The organism is Bradyrhizobium sp. JR3.5 (genome assembly GCF_054057015.1).
The window spans coordinates 1475625-1499765 of the sequence record NZ_JBSRYV010000001.1; the positions used below are offsets into that span (position 1 = coordinate 1475625).

22 protein-coding genes and 4 pseudogenes are annotated in these 24141 nt (G+C 63.2%); 20 read left to right on the plus strand and 6 right to left on the minus strand.

The genetic code is table 11. The annotated features are described in order from the left end of the window. Positions 1-269: 269 nt before the first annotated feature. The 5 genes and pseudogenes from ACVWW1_RS07410 (at position 270) to ACVWW1_RS07430 (ending at position 3831) form a co-directional block, all read left to right on the plus strand. Positions 270-1271: a metallophosphoesterase gene (locus tag ACVWW1_RS07410; RefSeq protein ID WP_456655365.1), complete on the plus strand. Its 1002-nt coding sequence runs from the start codon at positions 270-272 to the stop codon at positions 1269-1271. A 107-nt stretch (positions 1272-1378) separates the two neighbouring features. Further along, positions 1379-1819 (plus strand): 5'-nucleotidase C-terminal domain-containing protein, encoded by a 441-nt coding sequence (locus tag ACVWW1_RS07415; protein ID WP_456655366.1) that lies wholly within the window; start codon positions 1379-1381, stop codon positions 1817-1819. Beyond that, positions 1816-2728: pseudogene (locus ACVWW1_RS07420) on the plus strand (IS630 family transposase); the annotation flags it as partial. The gene ACVWW1_RS07415 and the pseudogene ACVWW1_RS07420, both read left to right, overlap by 4 nt. Before the next feature lie 112 nt (positions 2729-2840). Next, positions 2841-3176, plus strand: coding sequence for a hypothetical protein (locus ACVWW1_RS07425; RefSeq protein ID WP_456655367.1), 336 nt, complete (start codon positions 2841-2843; stop codon positions 3174-3176). A gap of 154 nt (positions 3177-3330) precedes the next feature. Next, positions 3331-3831 carry an SGNH/GDSL hydrolase family protein gene (locus tag ACVWW1_RS07430; RefSeq protein ID WP_456655368.1) on the plus strand — a complete coding sequence of 167 codons (501 nt, stop codon included), beginning with the start codon at positions 3331-3333 and terminating at the stop codon, positions 3829-3831. Between the two features lie 104 nt (positions 3832-3935). Here the strand turns inward: ACVWW1_RS07430 and ACVWW1_RS07435 are convergent, their stop codons facing one another. Beyond that, positions 3936-4136, minus strand: a complete 201-nt coding sequence (locus ACVWW1_RS07435; protein ID WP_456655369.1) for a hypothetical protein — start codon at positions 4134-4136, stop codon at positions 3936-3938. 142 nt (positions 4137-4278) lie between these two features. Between ACVWW1_RS07435 and ACVWW1_RS07440 the strand changes: the two genes are divergently transcribed. Both ACVWW1_RS07440 and ACVWW1_RS07445 read left to right on the plus strand, forming a co-directional pair. Beyond that, the gene (locus tag ACVWW1_RS07440; RefSeq protein ID WP_456656634.1) at positions 4279-6057 is read left to right on the plus strand and encodes a fimbria/pilus outer membrane usher protein; all 1779 of its coding nucleotides are present in this window, start codon (positions 4279-4281) and stop codon (positions 6055-6057) included. Between the two features lie 89 nt (positions 6058-6146). Beyond that, the gene (locus ACVWW1_RS07445; protein ID WP_176530748.1) at positions 6147-7139 is read left to right on the plus strand and encodes a Csu type fimbrial protein; all 993 of its coding nucleotides are present in this window, start codon (positions 6147-6149) and stop codon (positions 7137-7139) included. A 262-nt stretch (positions 7140-7401) separates the two neighbouring features. Here ACVWW1_RS07445 and ACVWW1_RS07450 read toward each other — a convergent pair whose 3' ends face one another. Continuing rightward, positions 7402-8778 (minus strand): polysaccharide deacetylase family protein, encoded by a 1377-nt coding sequence (locus tag ACVWW1_RS07450; RefSeq protein WP_176530750.1) that lies wholly within the window; start codon positions 8776-8778, stop codon positions 7402-7404. Between the two features lie 95 nt (positions 8779-8873). Further along, positions 8874-9713, minus strand: coding sequence for a polysaccharide deacetylase family protein (locus ACVWW1_RS07455; RefSeq protein WP_456655370.1), 840 nt, complete (start codon positions 9711-9713; stop codon positions 8874-8876). Between the two features lie 99 nt (positions 9714-9812). On the opposite strand from ACVWW1_RS07455, the pseudogene mgtE reads away from it, so the two are divergent. The 3 genes and pseudogenes from mgtE (at position 9813) to ACVWW1_RS07470 (ending at position 12053) form a co-directional block, all read left to right on the plus strand. Next, a pseudogene (gene mgtE, locus ACVWW1_RS07460) lies at positions 9813-11235 on the plus strand (magnesium transporter). A 94-nt stretch (positions 11236-11329) separates the two neighbouring features. Then, positions 11330-11650: a helix-turn-helix domain-containing protein gene (locus tag ACVWW1_RS07465; protein WP_173642426.1), complete on the plus strand. Its 321-nt coding sequence runs from the start codon at positions 11330-11332 to the stop codon at positions 11648-11650. A 193-nt stretch (positions 11651-11843) separates the two neighbouring features. Then, the gene (locus tag ACVWW1_RS07470; protein ID WP_176530756.1) at positions 11844-12053 is read left to right on the plus strand and encodes a hypothetical protein; all 210 of its coding nucleotides are present in this window, start codon (positions 11844-11846) and stop codon (positions 12051-12053) included. A gap of 39 nt (positions 12054-12092) precedes the next feature. Here the strand turns inward: ACVWW1_RS07470 and ACVWW1_RS07475 are convergent, their stop codons facing one another. Next, entirely contained in the window at positions 12093-12620 is a 528-nt protein-coding gene (locus ACVWW1_RS07475) for a DUF6428 family protein (RefSeq protein ID WP_176530757.1), read from the minus strand. A gap of 49 nt (positions 12621-12669) precedes the next feature. Here ACVWW1_RS07475 and ACVWW1_RS07480 point away from each other — a divergent pair, with 49 nt between their 5' ends. From ACVWW1_RS07480 to ACVWW1_RS07495, 4 genes and pseudogenes are all read left to right on the plus strand, one after another. Continuing rightward, positions 12670-13029 carry an ArsR/SmtB family transcription factor gene (locus ACVWW1_RS07480; RefSeq protein WP_176530759.1) on the plus strand — a complete coding sequence of 120 codons (360 nt, stop codon included), beginning with the start codon at positions 12670-12672 and terminating at the stop codon, positions 13027-13029. Further along, a complete protein-coding gene (locus ACVWW1_RS07485; RefSeq protein WP_456655371.1) occupies positions 13029-13715 on the plus strand; it encodes an aquaporin in 687 nt (228 codons plus the stop codon). Before ACVWW1_RS07480 ends, ACVWW1_RS07485 begins: the two co-directional genes overlap by 1 nt. Beyond that, a pseudogene (gene arsC, locus ACVWW1_RS07490) lies at positions 13712-14138 on the plus strand (arsenate reductase (glutaredoxin)). Before ACVWW1_RS07485 ends, arsC begins: the two are co-directional and overlap by 4 nt. Further along, positions 14135-15301 (plus strand): MFS transporter, encoded by a 1167-nt coding sequence (locus ACVWW1_RS07495; protein ID WP_456655372.1) that lies wholly within the window; start codon positions 14135-14137, stop codon positions 15299-15301. The pseudogene arsC and the gene ACVWW1_RS07495 overlap by 4 nt, the downstream one beginning before the upstream one ends. On the opposite strand, the gene ACVWW1_RS07500 is transcribed toward ACVWW1_RS07495, so the two are convergent. Together ACVWW1_RS07500 and ACVWW1_RS07505 are read right to left on the minus strand one after the other, a co-directional pair. After that, a complete protein-coding gene (locus ACVWW1_RS07500; RefSeq protein ID WP_456655373.1) occupies positions 15270-15713 on the minus strand; it encodes a LysR substrate-binding domain-containing protein in 444 nt (147 codons plus the stop codon). The two genes, ACVWW1_RS07495 and ACVWW1_RS07500, sit on opposite strands and share 32 nt — an antisense overlap. Before the next feature lie 4 nt (positions 15714-15717). Further along, positions 15718-16179 (minus strand): annotated as a pseudogene (locus tag ACVWW1_RS07505) (LysR family transcriptional regulator); the annotation flags it as partial. A gap of 80 nt (positions 16180-16259) precedes the next feature. Here ACVWW1_RS07505 and psrA point away from each other — a divergent pair. The 6 genes from psrA (at position 16260) to ACVWW1_RS07535 (ending at position 24124) form a co-directional block, all read left to right on the plus strand. After that, the gene (gene psrA / locus ACVWW1_RS07510; RefSeq protein WP_456655374.1) at positions 16260-17390 is read left to right on the plus strand and encodes an iron-containing alcohol dehydrogenase PsrA; all 1131 of its coding nucleotides are present in this window, start codon (positions 16260-16262) and stop codon (positions 17388-17390) included. 28 nt (positions 17391-17418) lie between these two features. Further along, positions 17419-18663 carry a phosphonoacetate hydrolase gene (gene phnA, locus ACVWW1_RS07515; RefSeq protein WP_207830102.1) on the plus strand — a complete coding sequence of 415 codons (1245 nt, stop codon included), beginning with the start codon at positions 17419-17421 and terminating at the stop codon, positions 18661-18663. A 24-nt stretch (positions 18664-18687) separates the two neighbouring features. Further along, entirely contained in the window at positions 18688-20136 is a 1449-nt protein-coding gene (phnY, locus tag ACVWW1_RS07520; RefSeq protein ID WP_456655375.1) for a phosphonoacetaldehyde dehydrogenase, read from the plus strand. A 97-nt stretch (positions 20137-20233) separates the two neighbouring features. Next, positions 20234-21550 (plus strand): MFS transporter, encoded by a 1317-nt coding sequence (locus tag ACVWW1_RS07525; protein WP_456655376.1) that lies wholly within the window; start codon positions 20234-20236, stop codon positions 21548-21550. Positions 21551-21989: 439 nt separating this feature from the next. Beyond that, complete coding sequence (locus ACVWW1_RS07530) at positions 21990-23294, plus strand: MFS transporter (RefSeq protein ID WP_342728600.1); 1305 nt, start codon at positions 21990-21992, stop codon at positions 23292-23294. A gap of 53 nt (positions 23295-23347) precedes the next feature. Beyond that, positions 23348-24124 carry a maleate cis-trans isomerase family protein gene (locus ACVWW1_RS07535; RefSeq protein WP_456655377.1) on the plus strand — a complete coding sequence of 259 codons (777 nt, stop codon included), beginning with the start codon at positions 23348-23350 and terminating at the stop codon, positions 24122-24124. The last annotated feature ends 17 nt before the right edge of the window (positions 24125-24141 follow it).

The following is a 24141-nucleotide window of genomic DNA, read 5'->3' on the forward strand; positions in this document are numbered from 1 at the left end:
CGAATTATCATTAAAATGCAATCAAGAATTGAGATGAAATTTACCCATTGCCTGTGTGGCTGACCGGCGGCCGATGGCTTTGGTTGCCGTCAACCCTTGAGGCGTCATGCGAAGATCATCACAACCGCACGCCACGAAAGATGATCTGGTTCACACGCCCGCTACTTTTTCGTCGAACGAGAAATTCATCGGATGTATTTTGTGAGGGCCTTTTCCTCGCGAGGAAGAGAGGTTAGCTTTGCGTCCTTTAACGCAACGTGGAGTTGACGATGGCCAATGGCTGGAGACGACTTGTTGCGATGCTGACGGGCTGTATGGCGGCCTTGGCGTTTTCCGCCTGTACGGCGCAGCAGGCGCAGATCACCATCCTGGCCACGAACGATATTCATGGGGGTATCGAACCAAATCAACTCGGAGACGGAAGCAAGGAGGGCGGCCTGGCGGCGTTCTCGGGCACTGTTCGAGCCATCAAGGCGGGCTTGAAGAGAAAGTTTGGCGATCAGGCTGGCGTTCTGGTTTTGGACGCCGGCGATCAGTTTCAGGGAACGCTGATCAGCAATTTCAACGAAGGCAGGCTTCTTTTCCAGGCGATGAGCCAAGTCGGCTATGACGCGGTCATCACGGGCAATCACGATTATGACTTTGGTCCGGTGGGTTGGCTGGTCGACACGGCGACCGGGGACCAGGATTCTCGCGCTGCACTTAGAGCTGCGCTTCCCTATGCGCAGTTTCCGTTGATCTCCGCCAACACCTTCCTGCGTGCATCGCTAAAGGATTCGGCCGGCAATCAGATAGAGGTGAAGCCGGAAGGTTGTGAGCCAATTGTTGCCGCTGGGCAGCCGGTGCCCCAAATCGACTGGGACAAAGCGGCGACCCTCGATTTCCTGAAGCCATACCTGATCAGGGATGTTGCAGGTGTTCGCGTCGCCATCATCGGCATCGACAACATGACAACTCCCGTAACGACGACGCCGGCTAACGTGAAGGACCTGTGTTTCGAGCGCGAAGCTGAGGCGTATCTGAGAGTGCGTGCGCAACTGGACCGCAAGGCAGACGTATTCGTGTTGCTTATCCACAACGGCAACGCCAACACACATGATTTGACAGACATGGTCAATACCTTGCTGTCGTCGCCAAGTGCGGCGCATGGAGCGGTAGTCGATGCCGTTGTCTCAGGTCACACGCACTTCATCGATGAGGTCATGGTTGGCCCTGTCCCGATTATCCAATCAGGCGCGCCAACGGCAAGGCCTATGGCCGGATCGATCTGACCTTCGATCGCAGGCTTGGCGGTGTCGACCAGGCCAAGACCAAGCTGTACGCCGGCATCGAGACGTTCCAAAACAAATGCGCCCTGAAGGCCAAGGACTACTGCACCGTGGATTCGGCATCCTATGCCGTGCTTTACGAGGGCGAGCCGTTTCAGAATGACGACGCCATTGTCCAACTCGCTGCCAGGGAAAGGCAGGCGATCGCGCCGCTGGCGGGGCAAGTTCTGGGCAAGGCAACAGGCAAGGTGGAGACCAATTACACCGAAGAGAGCGCTCTTGCCGATGCGCTCACCGACATTTTGCGCACGATCTCCTCGACCGATGTGGCCCTGATCAACACCGGTGGGATTCGCGCGCCGCTTGAGATGGGGGAAGTGACCTATGAGAAGCTTTTCCGGGTGTTTCCGTTCAATAACCACGGGGTGGTGATCGGTCCGATGCGGGCCTCGGTGTTGCTAGAGCATGTTGTTTTTTGCCGGAATCGGGATTCCCAGAAGGGACAATTTCTGATTCAAACTCCATGCTGGAACGGGGGCCAGCATGGATGACGCGACCCTATTCGGAAGATCTTCGTGAACTCGCTCTGGCGCGGGCTGACGCGGGCGAGACCGTGCGTTCGATTGCAGAAGCGCTTCAGATCAGTCCTTCCTGTGTGACAAAGTGGAAGAATCTGCGGCGGGAGACCGGAGGCGTTTCTCCCGGCAAGATCGGCGGTCACAAGAAGCCGGTTCTGTCCGGCACCGATGCCGACTGGCTGCGCAAACGCATTCGCTCCGGCCCATTCACTTTGCGGAAGCTGACGCAGGAACTGGCTGCGCGCGGGATCAAGACCGACGTGCGGGCAGTGTGGACGTTCGTCCATGCCGAAGGGCTGAGCTTCAAAAAAAACGATCCTGCCGGCCGAACAAGATCGTCCCGATATCGCGCGTAAACGGACGCGCTGGAAGACCCATCAGGGCAGGATCGACGCCTCGCGCCTGGTCTTTATCGACGAGACCTGGATCAAAACCAACATGGCGCCGCTGCGAGGCTGGGGACCGAGTGGGCAACGTCTCCAGGCGTCTGCGCCTTTCGGCCATTGGAAGACCATGACCTTCATCGCGGCGCTGCGCCACGACCGGATCAGCGCGCCATGGGTCATCGACGGCCCCATCAATGGCGAGCTCTTCACCCTCTATGTCGAGCAGGTGCTGGCGCCGACCCTCGCAAAGGGTGAACTCGTCATTCTCGACAATCTCGGCAGTCACAAGGGCAAGGCGGCGCGCAACGCCATCCGCGCCACAGGAGCCCATCTGCTCTTCCTGCCGCCCTATAGCCCCGACCTCAATCCGATCGAGCAGGTCTTCGCCAAGCTCAAACACCTGATGCGAGCCGCGCAGCCGCGTGATGTCGAAGCGACTTGGCGCAAGGTCGGCGAACTCCTCGACGTCTTCTCCAAGGAGGAGTGCGCCAACTATCTCAAAACATTCAGGGTACGTTTCCGTATAAACACATCATGCTCTAAGCGCGCTCACCCGATCGGCCCAGGCATGCGGGGATTACGGCGCCCTGATGCAGAGTGGGCTGAAAGTGGTCCTGCAAAAGGACTGCAATCCGCCGTCCGGCAAGCTCGGAACCGATCCGAATGCCAAGCTCATTCACGTTGAAACGCTGGCCGGCAAGGTGCTGCTCGATACGGCAACGGGGGTACCCGCCGCGGGGAGCGAGGATCCGCTGCTGACCGTTGCTACATTGGATTTTCTTGCCGCAGGCGGATCAGGTTACGTCATGTTAAGCGACGCTCCTCTGATCAGGGACATCGGCATCGTGCGCGAGACCATGAAGGATGCGATGAAGGCGGCTCCGGTGACGTTCGCGCCCAACATGGATGGACGCTGGGCTGCTCACACACCGCCTTCGCAATAGATTGGACGGGGAGTTTTCTTCTTCTCGAAATGATTTAGGGGGTATCACGACGACGGCACGCCAACCGCGTCTAATGCTGGCGAGTCAGGATCGTCTTCTCTCGTCCGCAGGAGGGCGAAGTCCTATTGCAGTTTAGCTCGGAGGGATCGGTCACATGGACGATCTAATGACATCTCCTTGTTATATTCCGCGCGAGTTCCTCGCGCACGGACAAGAGCTTCCGAATTTCTCCAGGGCGATGTCCGGGTCGGATACCGTCCGCATCGTGGCCGTCGGATCGTCCTCGACCGAAGGGCATGGCGCCAGTCGCCGAGATGCATCATACCCCGCCCGCCTGGCGGTTGGATTGGCAGCCCGATTTCCCGATCGAAAGTTCGATGTCGTCAACGCCGGCGTCGGAGGACAGGAAGCCCCCGATGAAGCCGCGCGTTTCAAGAACGATGTGCTGTCCAAAAACCCTTCGCTCGTCGTCTGGCAGCTTGGCACAAATGCAGCTTGGAAGGACTATTTTCTGGATGATGTTCAGGCAGCGGTGTTTCGAGGGTGCGACCGTCTTCGTGGATGCAAGACCGACCTCATTCTCATGGACCTGCAATATCCGCACGGTCTTCAAGAGCTACGAGAAGGATCCGGATCGACTGAAGTTTGTAGATAGCCTGATCGAGCATTTCGACTGGTGTTCAGACATCCGCAACAAACTCTTGCACTCCGAGCTTTATCCCGCAGCATTCGGCGGCGAAAAGGACAAACTTTATCTGGTCAATCCGCCAAGTACCGCTGAACGATCCGAACGATGAGATCCGACGCCATCTGCTCGTTGCTATATCCGCCTTGCTCGGCCGATTTCACAGCCTGAGCAATCAATGCGAAGACCTCCGACGGTTCGATTGGAATGAACGTTTCGAGGGTTTGAATGAGGTGATGTGCGATCGGAGCGACGATCGCGGTCGAGAGCCGCATCAAAATTGATTTCGTCTCCCGATACAATCTCACACGCTCTGGCGAGACATCGTCGGTCGGTCCCACGCCGTCATAGTGCGTAATCGGCTACGTTGCTGGGGATACAATCAACGGCGGACTGGCCTGGTCGCGGCCGATCAGGATCGGCGGCCTTCAGGCTCAACGCGATTTTGCCCTGCGGCCCGATCTCATTACCGCGCCGCTCGCGACGATCGGTGGTAGCGCGGCAGTGCCGTCAACCGTCGATGTCTATGTCAACAACATCAAGACGTTTTCTCAGGACGTCGCGTCCGGTCCTTTCAGCGTGAACAATATACCGCTGATTTCAGGCGCCGGCACGACGCAACTCGTGGTGCGGGATTCGGCAGGTCACGAAATCCAGACGTCGGCGCCGTTTTATGCGACCTCGAGCCTGCTTGCGCCCGGGCTGAGCAGCTGGTCGGTGGAGGGCGGATTGCCGCGGCTGTCCTACGGCTCGAGCAGTGACGTCTATGTCGGCTCGCCTGTCGGGTCTGCAACCCTGCGACGAGGTATCTACGACGGCTTGACAGCAGAGGCGCACGTCGAAGGCGGAGCCGGCGTCATCAACGGTGGCATCGGTGGTGTCTTCAGGACCGGGACGATCGGTGTCGCCGCCGTGGCCTTGGCAGGCAGCGGAAGCGGCACGAACCGCGGTCTGCAGAGCTACGCATCCTATGAGACCCGGCTCTTCGGCGTGAGCATTTCGGCGAGTTCGCAACACACCTTCGGCACCTATGACGACCTTGCCTCCGCCACCGCAAGATTGCAAAACATCGCGGCGTTGAACGGCGGCCTGCAAAATCTGAACGGTCTGTTCAATTACCTGCCCGGCAGTATCGCTTCATTGTCGAACTCGTTTGCCTATGTGACGGGCATCTATGGCAGCGCCCGTGCGCCGGTCGCACTCGATCGCATCACTTTCAGCGCTCCGATGCCGTTCGACCCCCGGGCCAGCCTGAGTGCAAGCTTTGTCGATCTGCGCGATGACTCGGGCCATCGGTCCAATATTGTGACGGCCTCCTATTCGCGTTCGTTGCCCTACAATGCGTCGATATTCTCCACCGTCTTCCACGATTTCCGTACCAAGAAGAATACCGGCATGTTTGCCGGTTTGAGCATCCCTTTCGGCGACTCTGCTTCGATCACGACCGGGGTTTCGAGCGGACGGGGCGGTACGACCGGTAGCGTTGATGCCGTCAAGTCGCTTGGGCCGGAGCCCGGCAGCTACGGCTGGCGCGTCCACGATTCCGAAGGCTCATCGAAGTACCGGGAGGCAACAGCTTCCTACAGGTCGAGCTACGGCACCATCCAGGCAGGCGCAAGCCAGGCCGGATCCGGCAGCGCGGGATCGCTGGAATTGCGCGGTTCGATCACCACCATGGGAGGCGGTGTTTTCCTTTCGAACTGGATCGACGACAGTTTCGCGGTGGTCGCGACTGGCGTGCCGGATGTCGAGGTCCTCAGCGAGAACCGCCGGGCGGGTGTCACCGATTCCAGGGGCATGCTGTTGATCCCGACGCTCCGGTCCTACCAGAAGAACAAGATTGCGATCGACCCGACGAATCTTCCGGTCGACGACGAAGCAGCAACGACGCATGACATCGTCGCTCCGGCCGATCGCGCCGGGATGCTCGTCAGATTCGACGTCCGCAAGGAGACGACGGCTGCGCTGGTTACTTTTATCGGGCCTGACAATCGCGTTCTGCCGGCGGGGGCCGTCGGCCACATGACCGGCGGAGGCGAGTTTGTCGTAGGCTACGACGGACAGGCCTATATCAGGGGGCTATCGTCAATGAACGAAGCCGAAATCGAGTTAGCTGGCGCGCGCTGCCACGCCACGTTCGCGTTTGTTCCGAGGCCCGGCGAACAGGTCCGGATCCCCGGGGTCGTGTGCCGATGACGTAGTCATGTCCGACGTAAAACAGTTCCTTCGTACATCAATTTCCTCGATCATCCCTTCTGAACAACCCGCATTGCGAGATCGAAATCGTGGTCATCGGCCCAAAGCGAACCCTGCTCTTTGCTTTGCTGCTGCAACTTGCGGCATCGTTTTCGGCCCACGCTCAAAGCTGCTCCGTTACCTCGGCGTCCGGCAACTACGGATCTGTCGACATTCTGGCCGGCAGCGCCGTCGATACGACCTCGACATTTACCGTAACATGCAGCGGCTGCGCGCTCGGCTGCACGGTCAATGCGTGTGTGCAATTCAACCAAGGGGCGCCCAACAGCAGCAGTTCGGTTCGATCACTGGGAAGTGGTGCGAATACGGCAATACACGAGCTCTACACGGATTCCGGGCGCACGCAGGTCTGGGGATCCTGGGGATACGGAACCACCGCGTATGGCTCCGGCGGCGTCAGCATCAATCTCAGTCTTCCTCTTTTGGGTGGGCCCGCGCAACAAACTCTAACCGTCTATGGGCGCTTCCTCGCCAATCAGCAGGCAACGATACCCGGGACCTACGTCTGGAGTACGACCTCTCCGGTCGTCGCCTACGCGGCCTATCTTCTTGCAAGCCCGAATTGTTCGTCGAACCCGGGAACGACGACAAATGCAGGCTCGTCGCCCTGGACAGCGACAATCGCCGGAAATTGCATTGTTTCGACCACGCCACTCAACTTCGGTAACGCTTCGCTGTTGACGTCGAATGTTGACGGCGTTGGGACGATTTCAGTGAAGTGCACCAATACGACCCCGTACTCGATCGGCCTCGACAATGGACTACACGTAAACGGCAGCCAGCGGCGCATGCAGGCAGGTTCCAGCTTCATCAATTACAATCTCTATACGGACGCGGCCCGGACCAGCGCCTGGACAAGTACGACATCCGCTACAACCTGTACGTCCGGTGCCAACACCTGCGTGCTTGGCACAGGAACAGCGTTGAACCAGAACGTTTCAGTCTATGGGCGCGTTCCGCCGCAAACCTCACCCCCTCCAGGAGTCTACGCCGACACCATCATCGTCACCGTGACCTTCTAGCGCGATCTTGCCGGATTAGCGGTTTGAGAATCCGAAAATCAAAATCGACACGATGCCGATCGCCGCAAATGTCCAACTCTTTCAATTTCGACAGCCGATGACCGCACCGGTTTCGGAGCAGAAACGAGCTCACCGAGACGCAACGAACAAGCTCAAACGCTTCCGCCGCTTCGCCACGCGATATGACCGACGGGCAGACGACTTCCTCGCATTCGTCCACCTCGCCGCAATCTGCATTTGGCTCCGCTGAATGTGGATTCGTCTAGTCAGGCACGCGCTTGCTGGCCGCCGAGGCCTCGGCGCGCGGGGTGCGCCTGGCGACGTGGACCGACGCATTGCTTGCGGCGGGCGGCGCGACACGCAGCGGCGCGGCGTGAAGCCGGCCGTGCGCCGGAGCGGGGAACTGATGCGCGGCCTGCTTCTGGTGGCTGGCCTGGCGCGCCGAGATCGCCTGCGCACGCGGTGCGCCAACTCCGGAGGCCGCTGTCGCGTGCTGTGCGAGACGGCGATCGGCCGCTGAGCGGGCCGCGAGAAGGGTCAGGTCCAGCGCTTCGGGGACGCGAAACACGTCAGCCGCTGGGATCGGCAATGTCGAAACTGACGCGAGTTGGGTGAACTGCGGCTGCGGCCACAGCGTGCGGACGGATGCGCCGACGCGCGCGCGCTGCGCGTGATCGAGAATGTCGGCATCGCGCCAATCCATGTCGGCAAACACCGGGGCCGGCAGCGTCCGCGTCGCGGTGAAGACGAAGTTCGGAATTTTGGGCCAGCGCGTGATTGCGACCGTCTCGGTCGGCGGACGCATGAACCATTGCTGCGGCTCGGTCGGCGTCGCCGGGCGGTCCGCTGTCGCGGGCACGACATGGACGATGCGGTAGCCGCGCTCCTTCAGCGTGTTGAGGATGCGCGGCAGCGCCGCGACGGTGCGCGGCTGGATGTCGTGCAGCAGCAGGATGCCCTTGTGCTTGGCCTCGATCCGCTGGATCGCGAGGTCGTAGACCCGCTGCGGCGAGATGTGGCGCCAGTCGTCAGCTGGGAAGTCGGCGCTCCAGACCTGGATGCCCTGTGACGCCAGATAGGCTTCGGGGATATCGGCGCGCATCAGGCCGGGGATTCGGAAGAACGGCGCGAGCTTGCTCTTGTCGCCGTTGAGGGCGGCGAGCGTCGAGGCGATGCCGTCGTCGACTTCCTGCCGCACGCGCTCGAGCGGCATCTTGTTCATCGTCAGCGGATGGTTCTGGGTGTGCGTGCCGACGGTATGCCCGGCGGCGACCAGCTTGCGCACGCCCTCCGGATTGAACCGGGCCTGGGAGCCGATGGTGAAGAAGGTCGCCTTGACGCACTGGCTGGCGAGGATCGCCAGCACCTGGTTGCTGTATTTCGGCAGCGGCCCGTCGTCGAAGGTCAGCACCACCTCGTGATCGGCGAGCGGCAGTGTCTCCGGATACTGCATGGTGCCGATCCGCGGATGTTCCCTGGGATCGACGACGATGGTCCGCGAGGTGCCGAGCGCGTTGGGGTTACCCGGGCAATCCGCGGCGAGGCCGGCCTGCGGCGTCATCAAGCAGCAGCCCAGCAGCGCCGCGCCGATCACGGTCCACGACCGCTTCCGGATCATCACCAGGACGTCTGCAATCATCAATCTCGGCCGCATTCCAAACGCACTGTCGAATCCTTAGGTGGGGCCCCATGAATGCCGCCTTAACGGTCTGTAATCCACCTTGGGTCCCGGGTTCAATGTGTCCGGTCAGACACGGTTTTCAACGCCGCCGGGACGATGTGGACGACGTGATAATTATGCTCCTGCAGGTACCTTAGGAAGGCCGGCAGCATCTCGGCTGTTCGCATTTGCGGGTCATGCAGCAGGATAATTCCCTTGCGATGGCCCTCCAGCCGCCCGGTGAGCAGCTTGAGTTCCTCCTCGGGGGTCATCTTGTTCCAGTCGCTGGCCCAGAAATCGGCGCCGAACACCGCGATACCGCGCTTTTCCAGGCGCTCGAGCAGGGCGGGGGTCGACTCGAAATAGGGGAACCGGAAGAACGGCGTGCTCGGGACCGTGCTCGCGGTGCCGCGCAAAGCCGTCTGGACCGCTTCGATCCCCCGATTGATGTTCGCTTCGGCCTGATCCGTCGAGAGTTTGTTGGAATGTGGATGGTCCCACGTGTGGTAGCCGATGGTGTGCCCGAGGCGCGCGATCTTGCGGACCATGTCGGGATGATCGGCCGCATTGCGGCCGACCATGAAGAAGGTGGCCTGCACGCATTCGGTTGCAAGTGCCGTCAGCACCTTGTCGGTGACGCCAGGTGTCGGCCCGTCGTCGAAGGTCAGCACGACCTCGCCATCCCGGAGCGGCAGGGTCTGCGGAAAGCTCTTCAGCCCGACGCGCGGATAGGTCGCAGGATCGACCTCGAGCACGCGCGAGGTGCCGAGCGCGTCCTTGCGCGGGCATTCGGCAGCCTGTGCCGAGCCGATCAGCGCAAGCGGCGCGGTCGGGATCAGCGCAACAGGCGCGAGCGCGAGCAGCGTCGCGAGGACGGTGACGATTGACCGTGGGCCGCTCGACATGTTTCTCATTGCAATATTTTTCATTGCACTCGGCACCGTCGATTAGGTAATCCGTTCCGCACTCATCAGAGCAGTTTTTCCCCTCCTGTCAAACCGGCGAATCACGGCATGGCCGAGAATATCGACGTTGTCGAACCCGCCGAGGCCAATCCGCTCGCCCGGATGCCGATGCGGGACGAGGAGGGCCAGCTCCGCCCCGAATTCGTCGCGGAGATCACCCGGGCCATTCGCGCCGCCGACCGGCCCCTGCTGTGCGAGGTGGTGGCGGAACTGCACGAGGCCGATCTCGGCGACCTGATCGAGGCGCTGGAGCCGGACGACCGCGTCACCCTGGTCGAGATCACGGGTACGGACTTCGACTTCTCGGCGCTCAACGAGGTCGACGAGACGGTCCGCGAGGAGATCCTCGAGGAACTCGAGCCGGAGACCGTTGCCGAGGGCGTCCGCGAGCTCGAATCCGACGACGCCGTCGAGCTGCTGGAAAGCCTCGACGAGGAGGACCAGGAAGAGATCCTGGAGAAGCTGCCGGGCGGCCGAACGCGAGGACATCGAGCGCAGCCTGCTGTATCCGGAGAATTCCGCCGGCCGGCGGATGCAGACCGAATTCATCGCGGTGCCGCCGGACTGGAAGGTCGGGCAGGCGATCGATTACATGCGCGACACGCCCGATCTGCCGGACCGCTTCTACGAGATCTATGTGGTCGACGCCGACAAGCATCTGCTCGGTGCGGTGCCGCTCGACGTGCTGCTGCGCACGCGCCGCCCGGTTCCGGTCAAGGACCTGATCGAGGAGGACCGTCGCCGGGTCTCCGCGCTGGAAGACCAGGAAGAGGTCGCGCGGATGTTCGGCAAGTACAATCTGGTCGCGGCTCCCGTGGTCGACACCACCGAGCGGCTGGTCGGCGTGATCACCATCGACGACGTCGTCGACGTGATCGAGGAGGAGGCCGACGAGGACCTCAAGGCGCTGGGCGGCGTTACCCATCCCGAAGAGCTGTCCGACACGGTCTGGACCATCGCCCGCGGCCGCTTCAACTGGCTGCTGGTCAATCTCGCCACCGCGTTCCTGGCCTCCTCGGTGCTCGGCCTGTTCGAGGGGCAGCTCGAGAAGATGGTGGCGCTCGCGGTGCTGGCGCCGATCGTGGCGAGCCAGGGCGGCAATGCCGCGACCCAGACCATGACGGTCGCGGTGCGCGCGCTCGCCACCCGCGAGCTCGGTGCATTCAACGCGACGCGCGTGGTGCTGCGCGAGACCATGGTCGGGCTCGTCAACGGCCTCGCCTTTGCCGTCATCACCGGCATCGCCGCGGTGGCCTGGTTCAGGATCCCCGGCCTCGGCATCGTGATCGGGCTCGCCATCATCTGCAACCTGGTTGCCGGCGCGCTCGGCGGCATCCTGATTCCGATGGTGCTGGAACGGGTGCGCGCCGATCCCGCGGTTGCCTCCGGCACCTTCGTCACGACCGTCACCGATGTGGTCGGCTTCTTCTCGTTTCTCGGCATCGCCACGCTGTGGTTCGGCTTGAAGTAGTTTGGCGCCGGCGGGCGCGTTTATCGTTAATCGCGCCTTAACGGGGTTGGCGGATGATGCTCCTATCTCCAGAGGGGCCATCACGGGGGCCATCATGCAGCGCTTGCGGCTCAAGGCGGACGGACGGATCGTCGAATTGCGCGACGGGCAGGAAATCCCGCTCGCGCCCGCACATCCGGCCGAGGCGGCGATGCAGCCTTCGGCCTCGCAACCGGCCGTGCGCGATCTGCGCCGCCGGGCCCAGCTCACCCAGCTCGAATTCGCCGCCAAGCTCGGCGTACCGGTGGAGACCATCCGCAACTGGGAGCAGGGCAAGCGCGCCCCGCGGGGACCCGCCCGCGCGCTGCTCGCCGTGATCGCTCATTCGCCGGAGACGGTGTTCGCCGCGCTGTCGAGCGAGCCGACGGCGGCGTGAACTGATACGCAGCGCGCGGCGTTCATTGTCGGCCAATTGATCGCGCATGCCGGCCACAACACCGGTGTCGTGCGGGGAGACGGCAACGGGGCCTTCGCTCCCGGCACCGCGTCATGGGGCTTGCCAGCAAGGCGGTTTGGCCGCTTTAATCGAAGCATTGCAGTACGTTCTTATTTTGAAGCGTGGATTTCCCATGAAGGCCATCGAGCAGATCATTGCCGGTTACGTGTCACTGAAGAACCGTCAAGCGCTGGAACAGCTCAGAGACCACCGCCAACACCTGCTGGACGATGTTCGAACCCACAGCGTCCCAGGTTTCAGGCCATCGGTCGTGAACGAGACCCTCGCCGAGGAGATCGAGCTCATCGAGGGAGCATTGGCTCGCTTCGACGAGCACGGATAGCTTGCGACCGGAACGTCAGGCCGGCTGGTCGTCTGACGATCAGCCGCAGCACGGTTGCGTGGCTTTCGGCGCGCAACAGGATTGCTGCTCCTGCAGCCATCGGTCGCGCGGCTTGCAGCTCGATGGACGTGCCGAGAGATAGACGCGGATCGCGGCGTCGCCGGCATCCATGCGTTCCGCGCGATAGATTTGCATCGGCCGTACGCCGTCGCTGACCTCAAAGGTCAGCTTGGCCTGCGGATCGAAGCCGACCGCCTCGTCGACCTTGCGGATGATCGCAAGGAACTTGCCGGCCGGCATGTGGCCCCGGTTTTCCTCTTCGATGTCCCAGAGCTGAATGAAGGTCTCGCTCCAGCTCTCGGGGTTCGCGCCGCAATCGAGCCCTCTGAATGAGCCGGTCTTGACCTCGGTCACGTGGTAGCTGGGGCGGACATCCCGGCCGTCGTAACTGAAGATCAGCGGCTTCTCCTTGTGTGCCTCGAGGCTGGAAAGCAGCGTTGCGGACGAGAGCTCTTCCACCGGCAGCAGGGCGCCGACGGTCGATCGGGTATTGGCAAGCGTATCCATGGCTGCTATCCTCATTTCAATGATTCTTGAATTGTAGGATTATCAAAAGATGGAGGAGCGTCAAGCCCGAACCGCCTTCGCCGCGCTGTCGCAGGAAACGCGGCTGCGGATTGTGCGGTTGCTGGTCCAGGCCGGCCCGGATGGCATGGCTGCAGGGGCGATTGCCGAGGCGGTCGAAGTATCGCCATCCAACGTGTCGTTTCATCTGAAGGACCTCGAGCATGCCGGCATGATCGTGCCGCGTCGCGAGGCGCGTTCAATCATCTACTCGGCGGATTTCACCGGCTTGAGCGACCTCATTGCCTTCCTGATGAAGGATTGCTGCGCGGGCCACCCGGAAATCTGCGCGCCGGCGCTCGCCGATGCCCGGTGCGGGCCGTCCACCGCCAAGAAGAAGGCGCGAGCCTGATGCGCGGCTTCGACCTGCCGCGGCGCCTGGTGGCCGAGGGCCTCGGTACCTTGCTGCTGGTCGCCACCGTCGTTGGCTCCGGAATCATGGCCGAGACCTTGACCAAGGACGTGGCGTTGGCGCTGCTCGGCAACACGCTTCCGACCGGCGCCATCCTGGTGGTGCTGATCACGATCCTTGGACCAATATCAGGCGCGCACTTCAATCCGGCGGTCACGCTGGTGTTCATGCTCAAGGGCGAACTCCGTCCACCGCATGCCGCGCAGTACGTCGCGGCGCAGGTGCTCGGGGGAATCCTCGGCGCAATGGTCGCGCACGCCATGTTCGGCCTGCCGCTCCTGGAGTTCTCGGCCAAGGCAAGGACGGGATTTCCGCAATGGTTTGCCGAATTCGTTGCCGCGTTCGGACTGATCGCAACGATCATCGGTGGCCTCCGGTTTCGTGAGGCCGCAATTCCATGGCTGGTCGGGCTTTACATCACGGCCGCGTACTGGTTCACCGCATCCACGTCTTTCGCCAATCCGGCCGTTGCCATCGCGCGATCGTTCACCGACACGTTTTCCGGCATCCGCGCGCAGGATCTGCCGGGATTCATCGTCGCCGAGGTTCTGGGTGCCATGGTCGCGCTGGCATTCATGACCTGGCTGCTGCGGGGCGCCGAACCCACCAAGGAAGCAATCCGATGACAATCACGATCTACCACAAATCCCGATTGCGGAACGTCGCGCAACACCCTGGCCATGATCCGCCAAAGCGGGGAGGAGCCGGAGATCGTCGAATATCTCAAGACGCCTCCCTCGCGCGACAAGCTGATCGCGCTGATCGCTGCCATGGGCATGACACCGCGCGCGCTGCTCCGCGAGAAGGGCACGCCCTATGCCGCGCTCGATCTCGCCAATCCAAAATGGAGCGACGACGAATTGATCGATTTCATGATGGCGCATCCGATCCTGATCAATCGGCCCATCGTCGTCTCGCCGAAAGGCGTGAAGCTGTGCCGGCCGTCCGAGGCCGTCCTTGATCTCCTCGCCGTTGCCGACATCGGCCGGTTCGTCAAGGAAGACGGCGAAGTGATTTCGCCGAGGACGCCGGGTGCGCGCGCTGAATGAGCCGCCGTGCAGATAACCTCCTGATCGTCGCGCTCGGCACCACGCAAACCCTGGCCTGGGCGTCGAGCTATTATCTGCCGGCCATTCTCGCGGACCCGATTGCGCGGGACCTCGGCATATCCACGAACTGGCTGTTCGCCGCGTTCTCGATGGCGCTCGTGATATCAGGACTGCTCGGTCCGCGCGTCGGCCGCCAGATCGACCGCATGGGCGGGCGCGAAGTGCTTTGCGCGTCCAACCTGATTCTGGCGTCCGGCCTGATCCTGCTCGGGCTTTCGCAGGGCACCGTTCTGATGGCCGCAAGCTGGCTGTTGCTCGGTGTCGGCATGGGCCTTGGCCTGTATGATGCGGCCTTTGCGGCGCTCGGGCGCATCTATGGCAACTCCGCGCGCCGCTCCATCACCGGCATCACCTTGATCGCGGGGTTTGCCAGCACGATCGGCTGGCCGCTCACCGCGTGGGGCCTCGCAACCATCGGCTGGCGCTGGACCTGCTTCGGCTGGGCGGCGGCGCACATTCTGATCTGCCTGCCGCTCAACGCGTTCGTGATGCCCAGACTGAAGAGCGAGCATCGGATCGCAGCCGACACGCCAAAGCCGCATATTCCGATCGACCGCGCGATGGTGCTGCTCGCCTTTGCCTTCGCGGCCGCCTGGAGCGTCACGTCCGCGATGGCGGTGCATTTGCCGCGAATTCTGGAGGCGTTGGGCGCGACGCAGACACAGGCGATCGCGGCGGGCGCATTGATCGGCCCGGCGCAGGTGGCGGCACGGATTGTCGAAGCGAGCCTGCTCAAGCGCTTCCATCCGCTATGGTCGGCGCGATTGGCCTGCATCACGCACCCCTTGGGCGCCTGCGTCATCGGCCTGTTTGGCGGTGGCTTTGCCGGGATTTTCGCGCTGCTGCACGGCGCCGGAAACGGCATCCTGACGATCGCGCGTGGCACGCTGCCGCTGGCGATATTCGGTCCAAAGGATTACGGCTACCGCTTGGGGCTGCTCGGCGCGCCGTCGCGACTGTCCCAAGCGATCGCGCCGCTGGTATTCGGATTTCTGATCTCACCGCTCGGCGGCTATACATTCGCGGTCACGTCGGCTCTCAGTCTCGCTGCGCTCCTTGCGCTGTTCGCACTCAAGGCCGAACCGAAGAGCCCTTCGCAGTAGCGTCGCGACCTTTCATTCGCCGAACAGTATCGATGAACGCCTTGATGATCGGGGAGTGGCCACGACCGCTGTGATGGGCGATGCTGTACTGGGTCTTGATGGTGCGGTCGCTGATCTCGAGCGCGCGCAGGTTCGGATGCGGCACGAATTCGAAGTCGGCGACGACGCTGATGCCGAGCCCGCGCTCGACCGCCTTCCACACACCTTCGCGGCTCTCGATCTCGAACACCGGTTCGATCCTGATGCCCTCGGCCTGCATCGTCGCCTCGAAGGCGCGCCGGGTGGTCGAACCGCGCTCGCGCAGCACGATGGGCTGGTCGGCAAGCTCGCGCAGCCTGACCGACTTCCGCTTGAACCAGGGATGATCCCGGTTGACGAACACGATCACGCGGTGCGTGCGATAGGGGATCATGGTGACGCGCGGATCTTCCCGGCACCTCCGCCAGGATCGCGACGTCGGCCTCGAAATTGACGATGTGACGAAGAGTGCGTTCGGAGTTGCCGAGCAGGGTCGAGATCTGCACCTCAGGGTGATCGCGCTTGAACGCGGCGATGATCTCGGTGGCATGAAACGGCCCGACGGTCGCAACCCGTAGATGCCCCTTGGTTGCCTTGCCATGCGCGGCCAAGAGTTCGTGCGCCTCGTCGCAGAACGTCATGATGCCGCGGGTGATCTCGAACAGCGCGGCGCCGGCTTCGGTGAGCTCGGTGTGCCGCGGCTTGCGGATCAGAAGCTCGACGCCGTAGGTCTCCTCCAGCTCCTTGACCTGGATCGTGAGCGTCGGCTGCCCGACATTGAGCACGCGCGAGGCCGCGGTGAAGCCGCCATGAGCGGCGACCGCATGGAAGGCACGCAGCTGGCTGAACACTATTGACATAATCAATAGAACGCATCCGAAGAATGAATTTGTCAATAGCAGCCGGCGCCGTACCTTCGCGCCAAACGGAGGACGCGCGGATGGACTGGAGTTATTCCAACCCGGTAAGAGTCGAATTCGGAGCCGACAGCTTCGACAAGCTGCAGGCGTTGATCGGCAAGCGCGCCTATGCGCTCGTGACCTATGGCGAGCCGGTCTTCGCCGAGCTCGAGCGGCGGCTGCGCGCTGCGGCGGGGGCTTCGGTTCTAACCATCCGCGATGTCGCGCCCAATCCGGACTACCGCTTGCTCACCGAGCAGACCGCGCGCTTTGCCGGGCTCACCAGGCAGCCCGAGGTGATCGTCGCGCTTGGGGGCGGCTCCGTGATCGATTCCGCAAAGGTGTTCGCGGCTGCCGGCGGTGACTTCGCGATCGTCAAAACCTATCTGGAGACGCAGCAGGGCGCAGATCGCCTTTCAGCCATCCCGATCATCGCGGTGCCGACCACCGCGGGCACCGGCAGCGAGGTGACGTGCTGGGGCACGGTGTGGGACGAGGCCAACGGCAAGAAATATTCGCTGGCGCGGCCGTCGCTCTATCCGACCCATGCGGTGATCGATCCGCGCCTGATGCTCGGCAAGCCGCAGCTTCTGACCATCAGCACCGGCCTCGACGCGCTGTCGCATGCTCTCGAGAGCATCTGGAACGTCAACAACAACCCGGTGTCGGCCAACCATGCGGTGGCGGCGGCGCGCGGCGTTCTCGACGTGCTGCCGAAGCTCGCCAATGACCTTTGCAATCTCGAGCTGCGCAGCCGGATGGCGCAGGCGGCGCTGTTCGCAGGGCTGGCGTTCTCCAACACCAAGACCGCGATCGCGCATTCGCTGTCCTATCCGATCACGCTGCGGCACGGCGTGCAGCACGGCATTGCCTGCTCGTTCTCGCTGCCGATGGTGCTGCGCAGCGTCAAGGGGGCGGGCGGGCTCTGCGAGGACAGCCTCAAGCAGATCTTCGGCGCCGACCTGGCGCGCGCCGCCGACGATCTCGAGGACTTCATGGCGCGGCTCGGCATCTCCTGCAACCCGGCGGCCTACAGGATCGAGCGCGCCGAATGGCACGCGCTGATCGCAGACTCGCTGCAGGGCGAGCGCGGCCGCAACTTCCTGGGATCCAAGGAACGGCTGATCGAGGCATCGCAGACGCTGCGGATGCCGAGCGCGGCAAGCGCGTGACGACGGCATAGCGACACGGAGAGATACAGTGCAAGACAATCGCAAAACCATCACCGTCAACGGACGCCGTTACGACGCGCCGACGCGGCCAACGGTCGTGATCTGCCTCGACGGCTCAGAGCCCGGCTATATCGAGCAGGCGATCGAGGCCGGCGTCGCGCCGACCTTCGCGCGCTTCATGAAGGAGGGCGCGCATGTGCATGCCGCGAGCGTGATCCCGAGCTTCACCAATCCGAACAACCTCTCGATCATCACCGGACGGCCGCCCGCGGTGCACGGCATCGCCGGCAATTATTTCTACGACACGGCAAACGACGCCGAAGTCATGATGAACGATCCGAAATTCCTGCGCGCGCCGACCATCCTGGCCGGCGTGCATGACGCCGGCTACAAGGTCGCCGCCGTCACCGCCAAGGACAAGCTGCGCACCTTGCTGGCCTATGGGCTCGACTATGCGAGCGGCCGTGCCATCGCCTTCTCGTCGGAGAAAGCCGACCAGGCCACCAGGGCCGCCAACGGCATCGACAATGTGCTCGACTTCGTCGGCCTGCCGCTGCCCGAGGTCTATTCGGCGGATCTGTCGCGCTTCGTGTTCGCGGCCGGCGTCAAGCTGGTCGAGCGGCATCGTCCGGACCTGATGTATCTGTCGACCACCGACTACATCCAGCACAAGGTCGGGCTCGGCACCAAAATCGCCAACGACTTTTACGCGATGATCGACGGCTATCTTGCCAGGCTCGATGCGCTCGGCTGCAACGTCGTGGCGACCGCCGACCACGGCATGAACGACAAGTTCTTGCCCGACGGCAGGCCCGACGTGATCTACCTCCAGGACGTCATGGACGACTGGACGGGTACAGGCGCCGCGCGCGTGATCCTGCCGATCACCGATCCCTATGTCGCCCATCACGGCTCGCTCGGCTCGTTCGCGACGATCTACACGCCCGAGGGCGCCGACGTCGACACGCTGCTGATGCGGCTACGCGACATCAAGGGTATCGAGGTGGCGCTGCCGCGCAACGACGCCTGCGCCCGGTTCGAGCTGCCGCCCGACCGGATCGGCGACATCGTCGTGATCTCGACCAGGCACAAGGTGCTTGGCACCAGCGAGTCTCGCCACGATCTGTCCGGCCTGACCGAGCCGCTGCGCTCGCATGGCGGACTGACCGAGCAGCGGGTGCCGCTGATCGCCAACCGCAAGATCGCACTGCCGGCCGGTCATGCCTTGCGCAATTTCGACGTCTTCGACGTCGCGCTCAACCGCATCCAGTGACATCCGGACCTTAAGGACACCACCATGAACATCCAGAGCCCGGCAGTTCGCCACGAGCAGATGCGCATCGCAGGCAGCCTCGTCGACACCGACGAGCATGTCGAGGTTTTCAATCCCTACACCAACAAGGTGGTGGGCACGGTGCCGGCGGCGCGCCCCGAGCATGTGCGCAACGCCTTTGCCAAGGCGACGGCGTTCAAGCCGAAGCTGACGCGCTACGAGCGCCAGCGCATCCTGCTGCGCACCGCCGAGATCCTGGCGGGCCGCAAGGAGGAATTCGCGCGGCTGATCACCGCGGAGTCCGGGCTGTGCTGGAAGGACTCGCTCTACGAGGCCGGCCGCGCCTACGACGTCTACTCCTTTGCTGGGCAGCTTGCGATCAAGGACGACGGCGAGACGTTCTCCTGCGACATCAGCCCGCAAGGCAAGGCGCGCAAGATCTTCACGACGCGGACGCCATTGCTCGGCGCGATCTCGGCGATCACGCCGTTCAACCATCCGCTCAACATGGTGAGCCACAAGATCGCGCCGGCGATCGCCACCAACAACCGCGTGGTGTTGAAGCCGACCGAGCTGACACCGCTGACCGCGCTCGCGCTCGCCGACGTGCTCTACGAAGCCGGGCTGCCGCCCGAGATGCTGTCGGTGGTGACGGGCAATCCGCATTCGATGGGCGATGCGATGATCACCGATCCCGACGTCGATCTCGTGACCTTCACCGGCTCGGTCAGGGTCGGCAAGCACATCGCCGACAAAGCCGGCTACAAGCGTCTGGTGCTCGAGCTCGGCGGCAACGATCCCTTGATCGTGATGGAGGACGCCGACCTGGAGAAGGCGGCCGAGCTTGCGGTCACCGGCGCGACCAAGAATTCCGGCCAGCGCTGCACGGCCGTGAAGCGCATCCTCTGCGTCGAGGCGGTCGCCGACGATTTCGCCGATCTCGTGCTGAAGAAGGCGCGCACCCTGAAGTGCGGCGATCCGATGGACCCGACGGTCGACGTCGGCACCGTGATCCATGAGGGCGCGGCCAGGGAATTCGAGCGCCGCGTCAACGCTGCGGTCACCGACGGCGCCGAGCTCCTGCACGGCAACGACCGCAAAGGCGCGCTGTATCCGCCGACCGTGGTCGACCGGATTCCCTACACCAGCGAGCTGGTGATGCAGGAGACCTTCGGTCCGGTGATCCCGATCATCCGCGTGCCCAACGATATCGAGAGTGTGATCCGGATCTCGAACGCGACGGCATTCGGCCTGTCGTCGGGCGTCTGCACCAACCGGCTCGACTACATCACGCGGTTCGTCAATGAGCTCGATGTCGGCACCGTCAACGTTTGGGAAGTGCCGGGCTACCGGATCGAGATGTCGCCATTCGGCGGGATCAAGGACTCCGGCCTTGGCTACAAGGAAGGCGTGCAGGAGGCGATCAAGAGCTTCACCAACGTCAAGACCTATTCGCTGCCCTGGCCGGTGTAGGGACGCGCGTCGATCCGAAGGGAGGCCGCACGCGCGCAACAACAACAGCGCGGCGGCCCGAGGGTGAACAACAAAACAATCATCAGGGGAGGCTGCAATGTCGATCACGTTCAGTCCGGCGAGCGTCGGCTCGGTCGGAGTCCAGAATCCGGAGCTTGCGACATCGTTCCGCCGCGCGCAGTGGCGGATGCTGTTCGCGGCGATGTTCTGCTATCTGTTCTTCTACACCGGACGGCAAACCTTCGGCTTCGCCATTCCCGGCATCCAGGCCGAGTTCGGCGTCACCAAGGAGGCGCTGGGCTGGGCCAGCGCGGCGCTGCTGTGGTGCTACGCGGTCGGGCAGGCCATCAACGGCAATCTCGGCGACAAGTTCGGCGGCCGCCGCGTGATGAGCGCGGGCGCGATCCTCTCCTTCATCATGAACTGGGCCACCAGCCTCTCGACCGGCATCGTCAGCCTCACCGCGTTCTGGGGCATCAACGGTTACTTCCAGTCGATGGGCTGGGCGCCGGGCAGCCGCCTGCTGTCGAATTGGTGGGGTCGCCACGAGCGCGGCACGGTCTATGGGCTTTACACGTTCGCGGCCGGTCTCGCCTCGGTGCTGTCGTTCGTCACGTCGCTGGTGGTGGTCGGCTATTTCCAGCTCGACTGGCGCTGGATCTTCCGCATCCCGGTGGTGTTGCTGCTGCTCGGCGGCATCGCGTTCTATTTGATCGCGCGCGAGAAGCCCGAGGACATGGGCTTTGCCTCGCCGCATGACGAGGCCGACGACGTCACCGCAACCGAAGCCGCGGTCGACGCCAATGAGGGCTCGCTCGCGCGCTACAAGGCGGTGCTGTCGAACTGGCGCCTTTTGGTCGCCGGCGTCTCGATCGGCTTCCAGAACGCGGCGCGCTACGGCCTTTTGGTCTGGGTGCCCGTGCACTTCCTCGGCAGCAACTGGGCCAAGGCCGGCGCCACCTCGGTAATCGATCCGCGCTGGATCAGCATCGCGCTGCCGGTCGGCATGGCTGTCGGCGCCTTCAGTAACGGTTGGGTCTCGGACAAGGTGTTCGGCTCGCGGCGCTACCTCGCCATCGTGCTCTATATGGTGCTCGCCGCGGTCACCGCGCTGTGCATGTATGCGATCCCGACCACCGAGATATATCTCGGCATGACGGTGCTGTTCCTGTGCGGCTTCTTTACCTACGGCCCGCAATCCTCGTTCTGGGCGCTGTGCCCGGACCTGGTCGGCCACAAGCGGGCAGGGACCGCGACCGGGGTGATGAACTCCTTTGCCTATCTGTTCGCAGGTCTCGGCGAGCCCATCATCGGCCACTTCATGGACAAGCATAACCAGACGTCGCTGGTGTTCCTCGTCGTCGCGATCTGCGCGACCTCCAGCGCGGTGGTGGCAGCCTTCATCCGCCGCTAGTTCATTCACATGCGTTCTGGGCATCTGCCCGGGACGCCGCCGTCAGGGCATCTTGTAGCCCGGATGAGCGAAGCGATGTCCGGGTTGCCGTGGTTCCCGCATGTCGCTTCGCTCATGCGGGCTACGCCTTTTTGCAGCCAGCGGAACGCAGCCGCGCGCGAACGCTCGAGCCCAAACATTGCGCCAATTCGCTGAAACCGCCTGGCCGCGCCGGCGAACTGACGCCCAATTCCTCATCACGGGCTGACTAACAACAAAGCGTAATAGAGATAATATTATGTAAGATCAATATGATATATGAAGTTGCATGCAGAATACAAAATGTGCTTGTCGCCTCGCGCGGCTTGAAGCAGACTTGCGCGGGGCAGGAGAGGGCCGATGACCTTCGATGACGAAGGTCGCGCGGGGCAAAAACAATCTGCCGGCAGAGGAGCGAGCAATGAGCGATCAGGTGTCCACCATCGCAATGGCAGATACGGCGAAGCCTTCCGGCGTGCGCTGGAAGATCTTCCTGCTGATGCTGTTCCTGATCTCGATCAACTATATCGATCGCGCCTCGCTGTCGGTCGCGATGCCTGTGATCGCCAAGGAGTTCGACATCGATCCGGCGATGCAGGGCCTGATCCTGAGTTCGTTCTTCTGGACCTACGCGCTGATGCAGGTGCCGGGCGGCATGCTCGCCGATCGCTTCAAGCCGAGGATCGTGATCGCCCTTGCAACGCTGTTCTGGGGCTTCTTCCAGGCGCTGGCGGCGCTGTCCACCAGCTGGATGCTGCTGCTGCTGACCCGGCTCGGGCTCGGCGCATCGGAAGCGCCGATCTATCCGGCCGGCGGCAAGCTCAACGCGATCTGGATGACGCAGACCGAGCGCGGCCGCGGCGCCACCTTGCTGGACGGCGGCGCGCCGCTCGGTGCTGCGCTCGGCTCGATCGTGATCGCGTGGCTGATGGCGGCCTTCAGCTCCTGGCGCGTCGCCTTCGTTGTCGCGGGCATCGGCACCATGCTGTGCGGGCTGTGGGCCTGGTACTACATCCGTAACGCGCCGCGCGAGCATCCGTCAGTCAATGAGGCGGAGGCGCGCTATCTCGAGGAGGCGCATGCGATCGAGGATGCAGCGACGCCGCCGTCGTCCGGCGCAAGCGGGATGGCCTATTTCCGCTTCCGCTCGGTCTGGTGCATGTGCCTCGGCTGGATGTTCTTCAACACCACGTTTTATGGGCTGTTGACCTGGATGCCGACCTACCTGTTCAAGGTGCACGGCTTCGATATCAAGGCGCTCGGCGGCGCATCCTTCATCATCTTCTTCGCGGGCTTCGTCGGCGAACTGGTCGGCGGCTGGATCGGCGATGGCTGGCGCGCGCGGGGCGGGGCGCCCAACACGGTGTTCCGCACCCTGTTCGGCATCGCGGCGATCATGGCGACCGTGTCGATCTTCCTCGTCGCCTATGTCACCAACGCGGTCGTGGTCGTGGTGCTGCTGTCGACGACGCTGTTCTTCCTGCGATGGTGCGGCATGTACTGGGCGATCCCGTCGGCGCTGGCGGGCCGCGGCAAGTCCGGCTTCCTCGGCGGCTGCATGAATCTCGGCGGCAACATCGCCGGCATCACGACGCCCCTGATCGTCGGCTTCATCGTGCAGGCCACCGGCTCCTACTTCCTCGCGCTGATGTATTTTGCCGCCGCGGGCATTGCGCTGTTGATCTGCTCGACCCTGATCGATTACAGCCGCAAGCTCCCGGTCTGAAACGAGGACGGCCGAATCCTGCCAAGGGTTCGGCCGGTTGATGAGGCAAGCGAATGACACCTCCCGTCCGGCTCGGCATGCTGACGCCGTCGTCGAATACCGCCCTCGAGCCGATCACCTGCGCGATGCTGGCCGGCGTCGACGACGTCTCAGCGCATTTCTCGCGCTTCAAGGTGACGGAGATCGCGCTGTCGGAGCAGGCGCTGCGCCAGTTCGACGCCAGCGAGATTCTGCGCGCGGCAGAATTGCTCGCCCATGCCAAGGTCGACGTCATCGCCTGGAACGGCACCTCGGCAAGCTGGCTCGGCTTCGATCGCGACGAGAGCCTGTGCGAGCAGATCACGGCGGCGACCGGGATCAAGGCCTGCACCACGGTGCTGGCCTATCGCGACCTGCTGCGGCGGATCGGCGCCCAACGCATCGGGTTGGTGACGCCGTATCGCAGGGATGTGCAGGACAAGATCATCGCCAACTGGAATTCGGCCGGGCTGCATTGTTTTGCCGAGCGGCATCTGTCGCTGCAGGACAATTTCTCCTTTGCCGAGGTCAGCGAGGTCGAGGTCGCAGGCCTGATCGAGGAAGTGGTGCGCGAGGGCTGCGATGTCGCCGTCGTGCTCTGCACCAACATGCGCGGCGCCGGCGCCGCCGAGCGGCTGGAGCGCGGTTTTGGCGTGCCGGTGCTGGATTCGATCGCGGTGACGCTGTGGGCGTGTCTCACAGCTGTGGGCTGCGATCCGTCGCGCGTGCACGGCTGGGGCAGCCTGTTCACGAACCCCGATCTGCGCGCAGCGACCGCGATCCCCGATCATGACGATAAAGGCGTGCGGTGACCGAAGCCAAGACTGAA

What these genes read in the sequence shown, in the direction of transcription:
- ACVWW1_RS07410 (WP_456655365.1), top strand. Translation starts at nt 270, where the DNA reads ATGGCCAATGGCTGGAGACGACTTGTTGCGATGCTGACGGGCTGTATG.
- ACVWW1_RS07430 (WP_456655368.1), top strand. Translation starts at nt 3,331, where the DNA reads ATGGACGATCTAATGACATCTCCTTGTTATATTCCGCGCGAGTTCCTC.
- ACVWW1_RS07435 (WP_456655369.1), bottom strand. Translation starts at nt 4,136, where the DNA reads ATGCGGCTCTCGACCGCGATCGTCGCTCCGATCGCACATCACCTCATT.
- ACVWW1_RS07450 (WP_176530750.1), bottom strand. Translation starts at nt 8,778, where the DNA reads ATGATTGCAGACGTCCTGGTGATGATCCGGAAGCGGTCGTGGACCGTG.
- ACVWW1_RS07455 (WP_456655370.1), bottom strand. Translation starts at nt 9,713, where the DNA reads ATGAGAAACATGTCGAGCGGCCCACGGTCAATCGTCACCGTCCTCGCG.
- ACVWW1_RS07465 (WP_173642426.1), top strand. Translation starts at nt 11,330, where the DNA reads ATGCAGCGCTTGCGGCTCAAGGCGGACGGACGGATCGTCGAATTGCGC.
- ACVWW1_RS07470 (WP_176530756.1), top strand. Translation starts at nt 11,844, where the DNA reads ATGAAGGCCATCGAGCAGATCATTGCCGGTTACGTGTCACTGAAGAAC.
- ACVWW1_RS07475 (WP_176530757.1), bottom strand. Translation starts at nt 12,620, where the DNA reads ATGGATACGCTTGCCAATACCCGATCGACCGTCGGCGCCCTGCTGCCG.
- ACVWW1_RS07480 (WP_176530759.1), top strand. Translation starts at nt 12,670, where the DNA reads ATGGAGGAGCGTCAAGCCCGAACCGCCTTCGCCGCGCTGTCGCAGGAA.
- ACVWW1_RS07485 (WP_456655371.1), top strand. Translation starts at nt 13,029, where the DNA reads ATGCGCGGCTTCGACCTGCCGCGGCGCCTGGTGGCCGAGGGCCTCGGT.
- ACVWW1_RS07495 (WP_456655372.1), top strand. Translation starts at nt 14,135, where the DNA reads ATGAGCCGCCGTGCAGATAACCTCCTGATCGTCGCGCTCGGCACCACG.
- ACVWW1_RS07500 (WP_456655373.1), bottom strand. Translation starts at nt 15,713, where the DNA reads ATGATCCCCTATCGCACGCACCGCGTGATCGTGTTCGTCAACCGGGAT.
- psrA (WP_456655374.1), top strand. Translation starts at nt 16,260, where the DNA reads ATGGACTGGAGTTATTCCAACCCGGTAAGAGTCGAATTCGGAGCCGAC.
- phnY (WP_456655375.1), top strand. Translation starts at nt 18,688, where the DNA reads ATGAACATCCAGAGCCCGGCAGTTCGCCACGAGCAGATGCGCATCGCA.
- ACVWW1_RS07525 (WP_456655376.1), top strand. Translation starts at nt 20,234, where the DNA reads ATGTCGATCACGTTCAGTCCGGCGAGCGTCGGCTCGGTCGGAGTCCAG.
- ACVWW1_RS07530 (WP_342728600.1), top strand. Translation starts at nt 21,990, where the DNA reads ATGAGCGATCAGGTGTCCACCATCGCAATGGCAGATACGGCGAAGCCT.
- ACVWW1_RS07535 (WP_456655377.1), top strand. Translation starts at nt 23,348, where the DNA reads ATGACACCTCCCGTCCGGCTCGGCATGCTGACGCCGTCGTCGAATACC.